Annotated in this window: 10 protein-coding genes and 1 pseudogene; 5 read left to right on the forward strand and 6 right to left on the reverse strand. The window is 72.1% G+C overall.

The window, feature by feature from the left end; genetic code table 11:
* Positions 1-469 precede the first annotated feature (469 nt).
* The 3 genes from QRT03_RS23485 to QRT03_RS23495 all read left to right on the forward strand — a co-directional run bounded on the left by QRT03_RS23485 (position 470) and on the right by QRT03_RS23495 (position 3,749).
* The gene (locus QRT03_RS23485) at positions 470-1,045 is read left to right on the forward strand and encodes a hypothetical protein (protein ID WP_286055513.1); all 576 of its coding nucleotides are present in this window, start codon (positions 470-472) and stop codon (positions 1,043-1,045) included.
* 11 nt (positions 1,046-1,056) lie between these two features.
* The gene (locus tag QRT03_RS23490; protein ID WP_286055514.1) at positions 1,057-2,076 is read left to right on the forward strand and encodes a DUF4190 domain-containing protein; all 1,020 of its coding nucleotides are present in this window, start codon (positions 1,057-1,059) and stop codon (positions 2,074-2,076) included.
* 143 nt (positions 2,077-2,219) lie between these two features.
* Positions 2,220-3,749, forward strand: coding sequence for a peptidoglycan-binding protein (locus QRT03_RS23495; protein WP_286055515.1), 1,530 nt, complete (start codon positions 2,220-2,222; stop codon positions 3,747-3,749).
* A 49-nt stretch (positions 3,750-3,798) separates the two neighbouring features.
* On the opposite strand, the gene QRT03_RS23500 is transcribed toward QRT03_RS23495, so the two are convergent.
* Positions 3,799-4,470 carry a hypothetical protein gene (locus QRT03_RS23500; RefSeq protein ID WP_286055516.1) on the reverse strand — a complete coding sequence of 224 codons (672 nt, stop codon included), beginning with the start codon at positions 4,468-4,470 and terminating at the stop codon, positions 3,799-3,801.
* 167 nt (positions 4,471-4,637) lie between these two features.
* Between QRT03_RS23500 and QRT03_RS23505 the strand changes: the two genes are divergently transcribed.
* Positions 4,638-6,509: a sensor histidine kinase gene (locus tag QRT03_RS23505; protein WP_286055518.1), complete on the forward strand. Its 1,872-nt coding sequence runs from the start codon at positions 4,638-4,640 to the stop codon at positions 6,507-6,509.
* Here the strand turns inward: QRT03_RS23505 and QRT03_RS32095 are convergent.
* The 4 genes and pseudogenes from QRT03_RS32095 to QRT03_RS23520 form a co-directional block, all read right to left on the reverse strand.
* Positions 6,402-6,824, reverse strand: coding sequence for a response regulator transcription factor (locus QRT03_RS32095; RefSeq protein ID WP_345783283.1), 423 nt, complete (start codon positions 6,822-6,824; stop codon positions 6,402-6,404). The genes QRT03_RS23505 and QRT03_RS32095 overlap by 108 nt on opposite strands.
* Positions 6,801-7,001, reverse strand: a pseudogene (locus tag QRT03_RS32100) (response regulator); the annotation flags it as partial. The pseudogene QRT03_RS32100 and the gene QRT03_RS32095, both read right to left, overlap by 24 nt.
* Positions 6,920-8,827 carry a sensor histidine kinase gene (locus QRT03_RS32105; protein ID WP_345783279.1) on the reverse strand — a complete coding sequence of 636 codons (1,908 nt, stop codon included), beginning with the start codon at positions 8,825-8,827 and terminating at the stop codon, positions 6,920-6,922. The gene QRT03_RS32105 and the pseudogene QRT03_RS32100, both read right to left, overlap by 82 nt.
* Entirely contained in the window at positions 8,827-9,246 is a 420-nt protein-coding gene (locus tag QRT03_RS23520) for a hypothetical protein (RefSeq protein ID WP_286055520.1), read from the reverse strand. The genes QRT03_RS32105 and QRT03_RS23520 overlap by 1 nt, the downstream gene beginning before the upstream one ends.
* A 401-nt stretch (positions 9,247-9,647) precedes the next feature.
* On the opposite strand from QRT03_RS23520, the gene QRT03_RS23525 reads away from it, so the two are divergent.
* A complete protein-coding gene (locus QRT03_RS23525) occupies positions 9,648-12,761 on the forward strand; it encodes an ATP-binding protein (protein ID WP_286055521.1) in 3,114 nt (1,037 codons plus the stop codon).
* A gap of 26 nt (positions 12,762-12,787) precedes the next feature.
* On the opposite strand, the gene QRT03_RS23530 is transcribed toward QRT03_RS23525, so the two are convergent.
* Positions 12,788-13,357, reverse strand: a complete 570-nt coding sequence (locus tag QRT03_RS23530; protein ID WP_286055522.1) for a hypothetical protein — start codon at positions 13,355-13,357, stop codon at positions 12,788-12,790.
* Between the last annotated feature and the right edge of the window lie 15 nt (positions 13,358-13,372).

A 13,372-nucleotide genomic window follows, 5' to 3' on the forward strand; every position in this document is an offset into this window, starting at 1 on the left:
CGGGCTCGCCGACGTCTCCCGCGAGCACATCGGCGACCGGCCGCATCGAGAACGGAGCGACCGACACCACGACTTGTACTTCGAGGTCGTCGCGGGGTACCGCCCGAGTGCGACATGGTGCAGCCGCGGCAGGGGCAGTGCCAGGTACGACAGGGTGCTGGCACGCATGTGGGGCCGCGTTGATCTCCCTAACGTCTCGTGACGAGTCGCTCGAGGCGGAGGGGGAAGCGTCGTGTACGACGACACGGGAGAGGGTCGGCGGCCGGTGCGGCGCGACCCGGAGCAAAACGGTCAGGAAGTGCCCCTGTCCGACCTTCGTCGGGATGGAGCATTGCCTGTGCGTCGGGATCGCGCTCCTGCCCGACCCGACCGGGACGCGCGATTGCTCGACGTCGAGTACGCGCTCGAGTACGGATTGGCCGACCGCGACGAGTGCTGGCAGAGACTTCCGGCCCGGGTGACCTCTCGCATGGCCGACGTGGCCGGCACGATCGAGGGCTGGTTCGCTCGTGAGACCCGCCGTGGTGGGCCGATCGAAGCCATGGCCTTCGGTCACCGCGCGCTCGTCATCGCCGTGCCGCGGGCACGCGGTCTCGACGACGACGGACACCAGTACGTCCTCCATCGCTACGAGTTCGACGCCTCCACCCTGCGGTCGGCACACGTTCGGCACCAGCCGCCGAGGAGGACGCCGTCATCTGGGGCGGGCCGATCCGGCGCGCCTGATGGCGGACCTCCTCCCCGGCACGCGGCGGGTCTGGACCCCGACTTCGTTCAGACGCTCTCGGGGCTCCCACCCCGGGCCCGCGCGCTCCTGGAGGGCCCGTACCTCGAGCACGACGACGTCGTCCTCCGCTACGACTCCTTCTGGTGGGCGAACCCGGACGAGGGCGACCTGCGCCCGTTCATCGTGATCATGGCGTCCGCGCGTCGGGCGGCGCTCGGGGTCGGGCGCCGGCTCATCCCGCCGGGACATGACCGGTCCACCGCACACTGGCAGCTCACCTGCTGGGACGCGCGCGTGGTGAAGCGGACGGAACGCTGATGGACCGAGCGGTGAGCCGCCTGCTCGGGGAGCTCGGTGGCGCCGATCCCCACGACATCCTCGGACTGCCGGCGACGGCGTCGAAGGAGGAGGTCGAGGCCGCCTTCCGCCGTCGCAGCAAGACCCTGCACCCGGACCGTCGGTCCAGCGAGGACCCGGTGGCCGATCGCGACTGGCTGCGATTGTGCACGGCTCGGGAACTGCTGGGGCGCTTCGGCGACGACTATGCAGCGCTCCTCCGCAGCAGCGGCTCCGTCGAGGGAGAGGACGCGTCGTCGGACCGCGAGCCGACCGCTCCGGACAGCACTTCCCGTCCCGACCGCGCGCACGAGCCGGGTGACACCGACACACGGTGGGATCCGTGGGCTGAACCCTACGAGGGCGGGGGCTACCGCGATGTCGGGCCGACGTCGTGGAGTCCGCCGCCCTCCCCGCCGCGGCAGGAGCCGCCGCCCTTCCGGCCGCACCAGGCGGATCGTCCGTCCTTCCGGCCGCACGACCAGCCTGCCGCGCCCGTCCCGCCGTTCACGCCTCCCGCGTACGCCGTGCCCCACCACCCCTCCCCGCCCCCGTACCGGCCCTCCATGCCCTCGTACCGGCCGATGAAGACGCCGCTCAACACCATGGCGATCGCGGCTCTGGTGGCGTCGTTCGTCATCGCACCGCTGGGTCTGGTCCTCGGACTCGTCGCTCTCGTACGGATCGCGCAGACCGGAGAACGCGGGCGCGGTCTCGCAATCACGGCGATGGTGATCGGGGTCGTGTACGCGATGGTCGTGCTGTCGGCGGTGGCCGGCGCCTCGTCCCCCGCCCCTAGCTACGCCTCCGAACAGGCCGTCGAGGCGCAGATCGAAAGTCAGCTGGGTGGGCGGGCCGAGAACGCTCGGTGCACGGAGGACCTCCCGGCGCGGGTCGGCGCTGCCATCCGCTGCACCGCGACGCTGGACGGTCGCTCACGTCAACCGGTCGCCGTCTCCGTGTCGTCGGTCGAGGGATCGACGATCCGGTTCGACATCACGACGGACTCATGACCTGACGCGAGAGTGAGGCGCTACCACTCACGCCCGTGAGTGGCTCTTTCCATAACGTTGCCCAGGCCAGCAGGGAAATTGAGAAGGGTCGAGTGAGACACGCAATGGGCGGCGTCATGGAAAGAAGTGTGAGGGCGGCCGCGGTGGCGCTGCTCGTCGTCGCAGGAATAGCCGGCTCGCCAGTCGGTGTCGGTGAGGCGCAGGTCGCGCCGCCGATCCCGGCCGAATCGATCGGGCCGGAATCGACCGACGCCGACGCGGTGGCCTGCATTCAGCGGGCCCTCGACGTCGATACCGGAGGCGCACCGCTCGGTACTTACGGGGCGCGCACTACCGCTGCGGTCCGTGCGTTCCAGGAGGCCTCCGGACTGCCACCGATCGGCCGGGTCGGGCCGGCGACGGGTGCGCTGCTCGCCGACCGTGCACCGGTCGGCTGCGCTGACCTGCTGCCGTCGGAATCGTCGGTAGTGGCGGCGCCGTCGGCCGAGGAGAGCCGCAGTTACTCCGACTGCCCTCTGCTGATCGAGGGGATGCGTCACGAGTGTGTGCGACGGCTGCAGAACGACCTGAACGCGGTCGAACCGAGCCACGCGCTTCCAGGCACCGACTTCTTCGGCCCGGCGACCCGGACCGCAGTGCTCGACTTCCAGGGGCAGAACAGGCTGGCGGCCGACGGCAACGTCGGCGGGGAGGTCGCCGATCTGCTCGCGCGGCAGGCAGCATCCGCCCGCGGTTCGGGATCGGGCTCGGAGGCGGCCCCTTCGCAGACCGGGCAGGGAGCCGGAGCGGCCGAGACAGCCGAGATGCCCGAGACCCCCGCGCCCACGCGCTACGCGGCCCTCGGCGACTCGTTCGCGTCCGGCGAGGGAGCGCCCGAGGCGGGCCGGACCTACCTCCCGGGAACGAACGAGAACGACAACCTCTGCCACCGATCGGACAACGCCTACGGGGTCGAGGTCGGCCGAGCCCTGGATATGCCGACCGACTTCGTCGCGTGCAGCGGTGCCGTCCTGAACGACTACGACGCGTCGCAACAGGGCCGAGCCGGCCAGGAGGCTCAGCGCGGCGCCGTGGGGCCGGACACGAAGCTCGTGACGATGACCTTCGGAGGCAACGACATCGCGTTCAGCAAGATCGCGACCGACTGTGCGGGTGCGAAGCTGGACCCTCGACGCGACACGTGGGCGGCCAATTGCGCCGACGCCGTCGACGAGGCGACGAAATCGGTGGCAGGACGGATCAGCGGCCCCTACGAGCAGCTGCTCGCCGACGTCCAGAAGCGAGCTCCGGAAGCGCGCATCCTGGTCGTCGGATACCCGCGAATGTTCCCGGACGCCCCGGACGAGCAGTGCGCGACGGGTGTCCTCCGTGCCCCCGGCATTCCTGGGATCAGCTTCCAGATCAAGGAGATGACGCGGATCAACACGCTCGTCTCCACGCTCAACCAACAGATTCGCCAGACGGCGGAGGCGGCAGGCCCGCGGGTGTCGTTCGTGAACGTCGAACGGGCCCTCGAGGGACACGACGCCTGCTCGTCTGACCGCTGGATCAACCTCGCCAACTACCCGGCCTCGACCTCGGTGAAGAACGAGAGCTTCCACCCGACCGTCGCCGGCCAGGCCGCTATGCGGGACCGCGTCCTCGCCTGCGTGCGGGAGCCCGGCTCCTGCTGAGTCCTCGGGTGCCGGCGGCCGAGGCCGTCGGCACCTGGAGGCGTGTGGCTCAGCGCCCGAGCTGGAGCGCGGGGGAGCGCAGCGCCGTCGGGTGGTGGGCCGCGGCGTGGGCGAGCCACCCCTCGGGCAGCCACGTCCCCGTGACCAGCTGGTGGTGACCGGGAAAGCGGCAGATGGCCCACGTCACGAACACGAGCTCGGCCCAGTCACTGGCGATGACGAAGGGGCCGGTGTCGCGCCCCTGGAACTGCACGACACCGGGCGCGAGCATCTCCGCGCTGAGCAGCGACCACCAGTCCCACGAGCCGAGGCCGTACTCGGCGCTCTGCAGGTACACCCCGTACCCGGAGGCGTGGAGGACGCCCTGCTGGACGACGTGCCACTGCGGCACGGCCAGGGCAGCCGCCTCCCGACGACGGCGGGCGTTGCCCACCGCGCTGCCCGTCGCCGTGGCGGCCAGGAGAGCCATCCCCAGCAGCCCGGTCCCTCCGGCGATGGTCGTGCTGCTCTCGTAGCTTCCGTCGCCCATCGCGAAGTACAGGCTGAGGCTGTAGGGGCCGGAGGCCCAGAACCGCTCGTCGGGCGCGTAGCAGGGCGGGAAGGACGACGCGATGGTCTGCTTCGGCGTCGGGTACTCGCCGCGCGCCATCGCGGCGGCCAGGTCGCAGGTGTGCCAGAGGGCCGTGTCGCGCTGCGTCCACGGTGCGGTCCGGTCGGTCACAGGTCCCCCAACCCGTCAGGTGCACGGAGATCCGTCACGGTAAGTTCTCCACCGTTTCCCGCCTACCGTGGCAGCACCCAACATGGTGCACGTCGGTTGGGCTGTTCGGGCGAACTCGACCGACGCTCGGTAATTGCTCGTCCCGAGGTCGCGATGAGCCGGGCGCCATGAACATCGCGATCGTTCCCTCGGAGCTCTCGGCGCTGCGGTCCTTGGACGTCCGCCCCCTCGCGCGCGCCTTTCGACGACTCCTGCTGCTCGCGTCCGCCCTGCTCGGCGGGTCGTGGGCGGCGCTGTGGTTCGCGCCGGACCTCGGTCGGAAGCCGTTCGCCGCCGCCTGCGTCGTCGTGGTCGGAGCAGGGTTCGCGGCCGCCGCCCCGGCGGTCCTCGGGCAGCCGGGGCGGCGACGCGCGGGGTTGCTGCTCGGTCTGGCCGGTGCGCTCTGGCCGCTGAACACGCTCGGCGGCTGGAACGTCGGCCCCGTGCCCTTCCTCCGTGGTGTCTCCGAAGGCGCCTTCTGGCTCGTCCTGTCCGCGGCCGTGGTGCTCTACCAGCACCCGCGGCTCGCTCGACCGGAACGCACGTTCCTCGTCGTCGCCGGACTGCACTTCGTCGGCAGCGAGGTCCTCTGGGCCTGCGTCGGGCGTGCGGAGTGGGCCGGCTACTCGGCCCACGCCTGGTGGCCGGCCCTCGCGCCCGACCGCACGCTCTTCGACGTCCTGTCGGTCGCGCTCGTCTCGGTCGACCCCCTGTTCGCCGTGGCGCTCATCGCGATCCTCGTCCGTCGGCGGCGTCGCGAGTCCGCCCTCGACCGCTACTCGCTCACGCCGGTGATCATGGCGGTCGGCGTCGCCGCGGCGGTCACGGGCGTCTCCTACGCGATCCACGGTCGTGCCACGGTCGCCATGGCCCTCGTCCTCATGCCGCTCCCGCTGGCCTTCCTCTACGGCGCGGTGCGGCTGTCGAGCCTCCGCGTCCGTCTCGGCGAGGCCCTCGAACGCAGGACGTGCACCGATGCGCTTCGTACGGTGCTACGTGATCCGACCCTGCAGGTGCGCTTCTGGTCGCCGGAGGTCGGCGAGTGGGTCGACGAACAGGGCGTGCGGACGGAGCGCCCCGCCGCGCACCCGGCCCGGTGGCGTATCCCCATCCGGCGGCCGGACCGACGGGTGGTGGCCGAGGTCGAGACGGCGGCGCCGTCGTTGAGCGCCCGCCGTGGTGTCGAGGCCGCGGTGCGGCTCGCGGGCGCCGCCGTCGAGAACGCCGGGTTGCGGGCCCAGGTGCGCCTCCAGCTCGAGGCGTCGCGCCGCGCGCACGCCCGCACGGTCGAAGCCGGGCTGGTCGAGCGGCGCAACCTCGAGCGCGATCTCCACGACGGCGCCCAGCAGTACCTGCACGCCGTCCTGCTCACCCTCGCCCGCGCCCGACTCGTCGTGACCGACTCACCCGAGCGGGCCGGCAACCTGCTCGAGGACGCTCGCGAGGACGTCCGGCACGCGCTCGACGAACTCCGGGGCCTCGCTCACGGGCTGCGTCCCACCGTCCTGCTCCGCCACGGCCTCGGGCCGGCGATCGAGGAGGCGGCGGACCGGACGGGGCTGCCGGTCACGGTCGACGTGAAGGCGGCGGGGTCGCCGGACGACGACGCCGCGGTCTACTTCGTCGTCTGCGAGGCGCTGACGAACGCCGCGAAGCACGCGGGCGCCGACCGCGTCTGGGTCCGGGTGGGCGAGGACGGCGACGGCGTCGACGTCGACGTGCGCGACGACGGGATCGGCGGGGCCGACGCGCGCGGCTCGGGGATCCGCGGGATGGCCGACCGCGTGGTCGCCCGTGGCGGGACGTTCACCGTGCGCAGCGACGAGGGCCATGGCACGTGGGTGCACGCCCACCTGCCCCGCCTCGACGAGCCCGACCCCCCGCAGGTGCCCTCACCCCGTGCTCGACCCGAGGTTCTCCCCGTGGTCACGCCACCACAGCGCGGCCCGGACCCGGGCGTTGCCGTCCGGGTCCTCGAACACCCCGATCTTGGGCAGTAGCCGCCGGATGTGGTTCTCCACCGTGCGCACGCTGATCGAGAGCGCGGTCGCCACGCCCGCATTCGATCGTCCCTCGGCCATCTCCCGCAGCACCTCGATCTCTCGGGGACTCAGGGGGCCGTCCGGTCCCGGCGCCGGGACGGCCACCTGCGCCGAGATCTTCGGGTCGACCAGGACCCCGCCGTGGGCGACGCGGTGCAGGGCGTCGCGGAGCACCGCGGTGTCGTCCACCGTGTCCTTGAGCAGGTAGCCGACGCCCCGCGGACGTCGGGCGAGCAGCCGCCGTGCCCAACCGGGCTCGGCGTAGGAGGACACGACCAGCACGCCGATCCCGGGGTGGGTCGCATCGAGCTCCTCGGCGAAGCGGATGCCCTCGTCCCGACGGTCCGGGGGCATCGCGACGTCGACGATCACGAGGTCGGGAGGATCGAGCGCGACGAGGGCGGCGAGCTCCCGCGCATCTCCGGCCACGCCGGTGACGTCGACCCCGAGCTCGGCGAGCCAGGCGGCGAGCCCGCGGACGAAGGGAGGATGGTCGTCGGCGATCGCCACCCGGAGGGCAGGCGCGCCGTGATGGTCGTACCGCAATGTTCCTCGCTCTCGATGCTGAGGGTGCCGTCGAGCACGTGCGCCCGGTCGGCCATCCCCGCGATCCCACTCCCGCCCGCGTGGGCGGCGCCCCCGACCCCGTCGTCCTTGACGACGATTTCCAGGAAGCCGTCGGCCTCCGAGATGTCGACCGACGCCCGGCTCGCGGACGCGTGCTTCACCACGTTCGTCAGGGCCTCGGAGACCAGGTAGTACACGTTGAGCTCGAGGTCAGGGTGCAACCGGTGGTCCGGGACCGAGACGTCGACGGGGATGGGCATGCGTTCGGTTCGGTCGGTCAGGGCCGTGTGAAGGCCCTCAGCGCGCAGCAGGACCGGGAAGCGGTCCCTCACCAGCCGCCGGATCTCCTCGACTGCGGTGTCGATCTCGTTCCGCGCCTCGTCGAGCGCATCGTGCACGGAGCCGTGGCCCGATTCCAGACGCAGGCGCGCCGCCGAGAGCCTCGTCTTCGCGACGGCGAGCGTGGGTTGGACGCCGTCGTGCAGGTCGCGCCCGATCTCGTGCCGGGTCTGGTTCTCGGCGTTGAGCAGGCGGACGCGCGAGGCGAGGACCTCGTTCAACGTCGAGCGCACGTCGAGCGCCATCGCGGCGGCCGCGAGGACCGCCTCGGTCAGGACCGGGTGGCGGCGAGCGACTGCGTCGTCGAGGTCGACGCGGGCCAGTTCGAGCTTCCGTGCGCAGACGGGGACCAGCCGGCGACCGAGGCCGCTTTCAGGACGCGACGGTCGACCGGCCGGGTCCAGGTACTCGCCCTCGTCGGTTCGACACCACAGACGCAGGAGCTGATCATCGAGTGTTGCCGCCATCTCGTGCTGGATCTCGACCGGCGTCGTGGCGGTGGCGACGGAGCGGAGGAAGTCCACCGCCGAGTTCCGGGCGAGGCGACGCCTGAGGACGGCAGTGAGGAAGGCGATCGGTGTCGCGAGTGCAGCTACTGCGGTGGCCGCCCGCAGCACGTCCCCGGTGAGCACCGGGAGCCCCACGACCCGAGCCAGCAGGTAGAGGCCTCCACCGACTCCCACCAGCGTCGCCGCGACGAGGGCGGGGACGACGTCGAGGAGTTCGAGGCGGCCGACCCGACGTGCCTTCGCGATCGCCAGGGGGATCAGACCGACGGTGAACGCCACGATCCCGAGGTCGAAGACGGCCGAGGCGACGTCGTACAGACTGTCGAGCCGCACCGCCGTCGGCCACCATCGACCCGGCGCGAATCGGGCGCGCTCCGGGACCGTGATGATCGCCAGGAGCGGCTTCCCGACGAGGATCCAGGCCGCGAGGGTCGAGAAGAACAGCCGCTCCGAACGGGTGCTGAGCGTCGAGGCGGGGTAGCGCACCAGCGCATAGCCGCCCACGACGAACCAGAGGTAGCCACAGAGGAAGGAGAGAATCGGTAGCGGACCCCATTGCCAGTCGACCGGCCACCACCACCACAACGACATCAGGTAGAAGATCGGGAGGACCGCGAGCGCCCGGGCAGTACCCCGGTGCTCCGGGTCGTCCCAGAGCAGCGCCGCGGTCACGACGAACGACACCGCGATGGCGAGGTTCACCATGCCCGCCGCCGGAGCGCTCGACCACAGGGGCCACCACGACGTCATTGACGCCGCAGCGCCGAAGGTCGCCGCGAGCGTGGCCCGCCCGGCGAGCGCGGTCGGCGAGCCGCCCCTCAGCGACCGGATGCGGATGCTGCGGACGTCACTGCGCACCATCAGCTGACGCGCTCGATGTCGAAGTCGATCCGCTGCGCGGAGGCGGATGCGACCGCGACGGATACCGCGATGTCGGCGCCCTCGTCCGTGGTTGCCGTGCACGTCACCGCAGCTCCCACACGCACGGGCAGCGCAGGACAGTCGGCCCTGACGACGACGCCCTCGGCGTCTCGGACGAGTGTGCGACCGAACTCGACCACCTCGGTCTCGACCGCGGACGACGGGACGGACGGGACGGTCTTGCGCTGGTCGCGTCCGGTGATGTCGGCATACATGCCGATCAGGGTCATCACGACGGCGAACGCCGCGATGAACCACAGGAAGAGTCGGAGCTGGCTCGTCTCCTTCGGGTAGTACCCGTGCTCGCGGCGGAAGTCCTCACGCCGCTGCTGCTCGAGCCATCGGTCGATCGCGCTCACCGGTCCGGTCCCCTCTCGATGGAGACGAACGAGTACCGACGTACTCGGTGCCGTCGTCGGATCACCAGTGGCGGGCCCTCGGAGCGGCCCTGTTCGTTCTTGGTCCGACATCTACAGACAACAGGCTGCGCGGGTGAACCACATGCGTGCTGGCACCTGTCGTTACGCAGCCGATGGGCGAGATAGCGGGGGTTTGCTCGGTGACCTCGACCGTCGAAGGGCACTATCCCGGACCGCTCGGGAGTACGAAGCGTGACGCACAGACCTTGCGCGCGGCTTCACGGACGGGCCCACGGGGCAACGGACAGCAGCATCCGGCGTAGCTCGTTCGGTGACTTCGACGTATGCAATGCGTAAGGTCCCGGAGCAGGTGTCACCGGCAGTGACTCCTGGGGGGATCGATGGGGAGTCCGCAGTTCCGCCTGCTCGGCGACGTCGGGGTGGAGCGCGACGGTCGGCTGGACGGTCGCAGCAGCGTCACGGCGCGGACCCTGCTCACGCTCCTCGCCCTGAACGCGGGGCAGGCGGTCGACGGCGACGTCCTGATCGACGAGGCGTGGGGGGAGGACCTCCCGCGCAACCCGCGGGGCGCGCTCCAGATCGCGCTCTCGCGCCTGCGGACCTGGATCGCCGACACCGGCGCCACGGTGACGGCGTCGGCCGGGCTCTACACGCTGAACACCGACCCCGACGATGTCGACCTCCTCCGCTTCCTGCATCGCACCGACGAGGCCCTGCGCGGGACCGACCTCGACGCATGCCGGAACGCGCTGCACCTCTGGCGCGGCACCCCGATGCCCGGCCTCGCCGCGCGCCGCGTCGAGGACGCCCGCGTCCACGCCCAGGAACGCCGCCGGGCGCTCGTCGCCGCTCTCGCCGAACGCCTGCTCGCGGCCGGACGAGCACGCGAGGTCGTCGACCTCCTGACCCCCGAGGACCGCCTCGACGAGGAACTCGACGTCCTGCTCGTCCGCGCCATGCGCGACGCCGGCCGTCGTCGGGACGCCGCCGCGGTCTGCCGGACCGTCATTCGACGGCTGCGCGACGAGCTCGACGCCGAGCCCGGTCCGGCGCTGCGAGCGCTCCACGACGAGCTCTCGGTGCGACCGCCGAAGCCGGTCGCCCCACCGGAGATCATCGGGCGCGACGACGTCCTCGACCAGCTCGACGAGCCCGGCCTGCACGTCGTGCTCGGGCCTGCCGGGTGCGGCAAGAGCGCCGTCGTCCGCGCGCTCGGAGACCGAGGTGGCCGCCTCGTCGGCTCCGCCTGGGGCGAGAGCGGCGCCCCCGCCGCCCCGTGGCTCGAGGTCGCGGCCGACCTCGGGCTCCACGGCGCACCGGACCGCACCCTCGGCGCCTGGCTGCACGCCGGCCTCAACCGCCTGGCGCGGGACGCGCCCGTCGTCATCACCCTGGACGACGCCCACCGCGCCGACTCGGCCTCGACGGACGTGCTGCGCGTCCTCGTGCGGCGCGGATTTCCCGACGGCGTCTCGGTCGTCCTCGCCGCGCGCGATCCGGACGCGGTCGACCACCCCGTCTGGCGGTCCGCGCTCGACGAGCTGGTCGCCGGCGGCGTGACGCCGACCGTGCTCGGCCCGCTCGACCACGCCGCCGTCGAGACCCTGGTGCGGCGGCGACTCGTCGCGCGGGCCGTCGACGACGAGGTGGTCGATGCCTTGGTCCGGCGCTCCGGCGGGCACGCGTTGCACCTGACTGCGCTGCTCGCCGTCCTGGCCCGTGCGGGCACCGTGGCCGAGGCGCACGAGGCGATGCGCACCGTGCCGGACCAGGTCCGTGCGGTTCTCGCCCACCAGGTCGACCGGCTCCCGACGGCGACGCGGCGCTCGCTGGAGGCACTGGCCGTCCTCCAACCCGTCGACCTCGGTGGGCTCGCGAAGGTCCTGGACGCGCGGGCGCTGGCGGTCGCCGACGACCTCGACCCCGCGGTGCGCGCCGGCCTGCTCGGCGCACTCGACGACCGCTTCGCCTTCCGGCACGAGCTGGACGTCGACGGTCTGCGGGCAGCCGTCCCCGCGGTCCGTGCCGCCCACCTGCACGCGGCCCGGCTCGAGACGCTGGCGCCGGACGCCGACGAGTTCGAGGTGCTGCGGCACGCCGAGGGGGCGGCGCGGGTCCTCCCGGCGGCCCGGGTCGGCGAGGCCCGGGTCCGCGCCGGGGTGGCGGCCTACCGCCGTCGGGCCCTGCCGGAGGCCCTCGCCCTGCTCGACGACGTCCCCGATCTTCCCGACGACGTCCGTCCCCTCCAGCTCGTGCATCGGGCCCTGTCCCTGGCGGGGCTGCACGATGACGCCTCCGACGAGGCCGCCGACGCGCTCGACCGGGGGCTGGAGGCCGCTCTCATCGCGGGCGACGCCGCGCTCGCCACCCTCGCCGCGATCGGCGACGAGCCCCTCGGGTTCGAGATCGGGGGAGACGCCCGGCGCCTGGCCCGGCTCCGGCGGGTCGAGCCGGCGACGCTGCCACCCCGCCGACGGCTCGACCTCATCGCCGCCCTCGGCCGCGAGGCCGACGCGATCGGGAGCGACGAGGTCCCCGCGCTCGTCGCGCAGGCACGGCGGATCGCCGACGAGCTTCCCGACGACGACGTCGCGATGGCGGCACGGGTGCGCGCGCTCGAGGCGCGCACGCTGGTCGACGCGCCGGTGCCCGGTCAGGAACGGCTCGCCGTCGCGACCGACGCGCACCGCCTCGCCCTGCTCACCGAGGACCCGGCCCTGCACCTGGACGGGGTCGAGCTCGCGATGTCGGCCGAGCTCGCCGTCGGGAACACCGAGCGCGCCCACAAGCTGCGCCTGGACCTGGAACTGCTCGCGGAGCGGTGGTTCCGGCCGCGGTCGCAGTGGGCCGCATCAGCGGCCCTGGCCGCGATGCTCCTCGCCGAGGGCGACCCAGAGGCCGACGCCGCCTCCGGGCGGGCCGCAGCCCGCGGCCACGAACTCGGTCTGCCGACGGCTCGGCTGGCGGCGGGGGCGCACCTGCTGGTCGCACACCTGCTCCGTGGCACGGTCGCGGACCTGGAGGGCGCGGCGGTGTACGCGTCGTCGCAGGTGTCCAACACGGCCGCCTGGGCCGCAGCGGCCGCGCTCGCCGCTGCGTGCGCCGGGCACGAGGAGACCGCCCGGGCCCAGCTCGCGGATTTTCGACGACGGGTCGACCAGCCGGCCTCGTGGTTCACCCGCGCGGCGTGGGCACTCGCGGCGGGCGCTGCCCATCATCTCGGCGACCGGACGATCGCCGCGGACGTGCTCGAGGCGCTGCCCGTCGACCCCGACGTGTGCGTGCTCGTCGGCTTCGGGGCCGCCGTGCTCGGGCCGGTGACGCTCTGGACCGGGCTCGCCCACGCCACCCTGGACGACCCGGCGAGTGCGCGCCGGGACGTCGCCCACGCGGAGGCGTTCGCCGAGCGTGCCGGATGGCGGCCGTGGCTTGCCCTCGCACGCTCAGCACTCGACGATGAAGCCGGGTCCTGGCCGTTCAGCGCGCCGTTCTGAGTCGCGGTGCTTCGCGCTTGATACTGCTAGCCGTCAGCGAGATCCCGGTCCGCCTTCTGAACGTCCGCGCTCGACGAATCAGTCGCCTTGGACACCGCAACGATCTTGGAAACTCCCACCACGGTCTCGGTGCCGAAGTAAGCGGCGATGATGGTGAGAAGTATGCTGCGAAAGTCGTTAAGTAGTGCGTTTGTGTCCATCGCGTCTTGCAGTCCACGAAGAGTGAAGGTGTAGACGAACGCGGTCAAGAAGGTGAGAATGAATGAAGACATGATAGCTACGCGCGCCCTCCTAGACGCGATATAGAAGCCACCGAAACTGCCGATGGCGATCACCGACAGAACTATTCCTACGACCGGCTGCCAAGGCACTCTGTTGGTAAACCCAAACGCATAGGATAGCCACATCGCCGCCTGTCCGAGTACGGCGAACCCTGCACACCACAGCGTGGTGAGGAAGATGTGGCGACGGCGAATCCCGGTCTCCGGGCCATCGGCGTTCGGATTGACTTCTTGCGTGGGAGGCTCGGGCGAGCCATCGGCTACTGCGGTGGTCTGCGTTGGTGCCGACATCATGTCTCCCGGGTCGCCGTTCATCGTGTTCTTGCAAGA

Origin of the sequence: Actinomycetospora termitidis (assembly GCF_030286555.1) — a bacterium.
In the GTDB taxonomy this organism is placed as follows: Bacteria; Actinomycetota; Actinomycetes; order Mycobacteriales; family Pseudonocardiaceae; genus Actinomycetospora; species Actinomycetospora termitidis.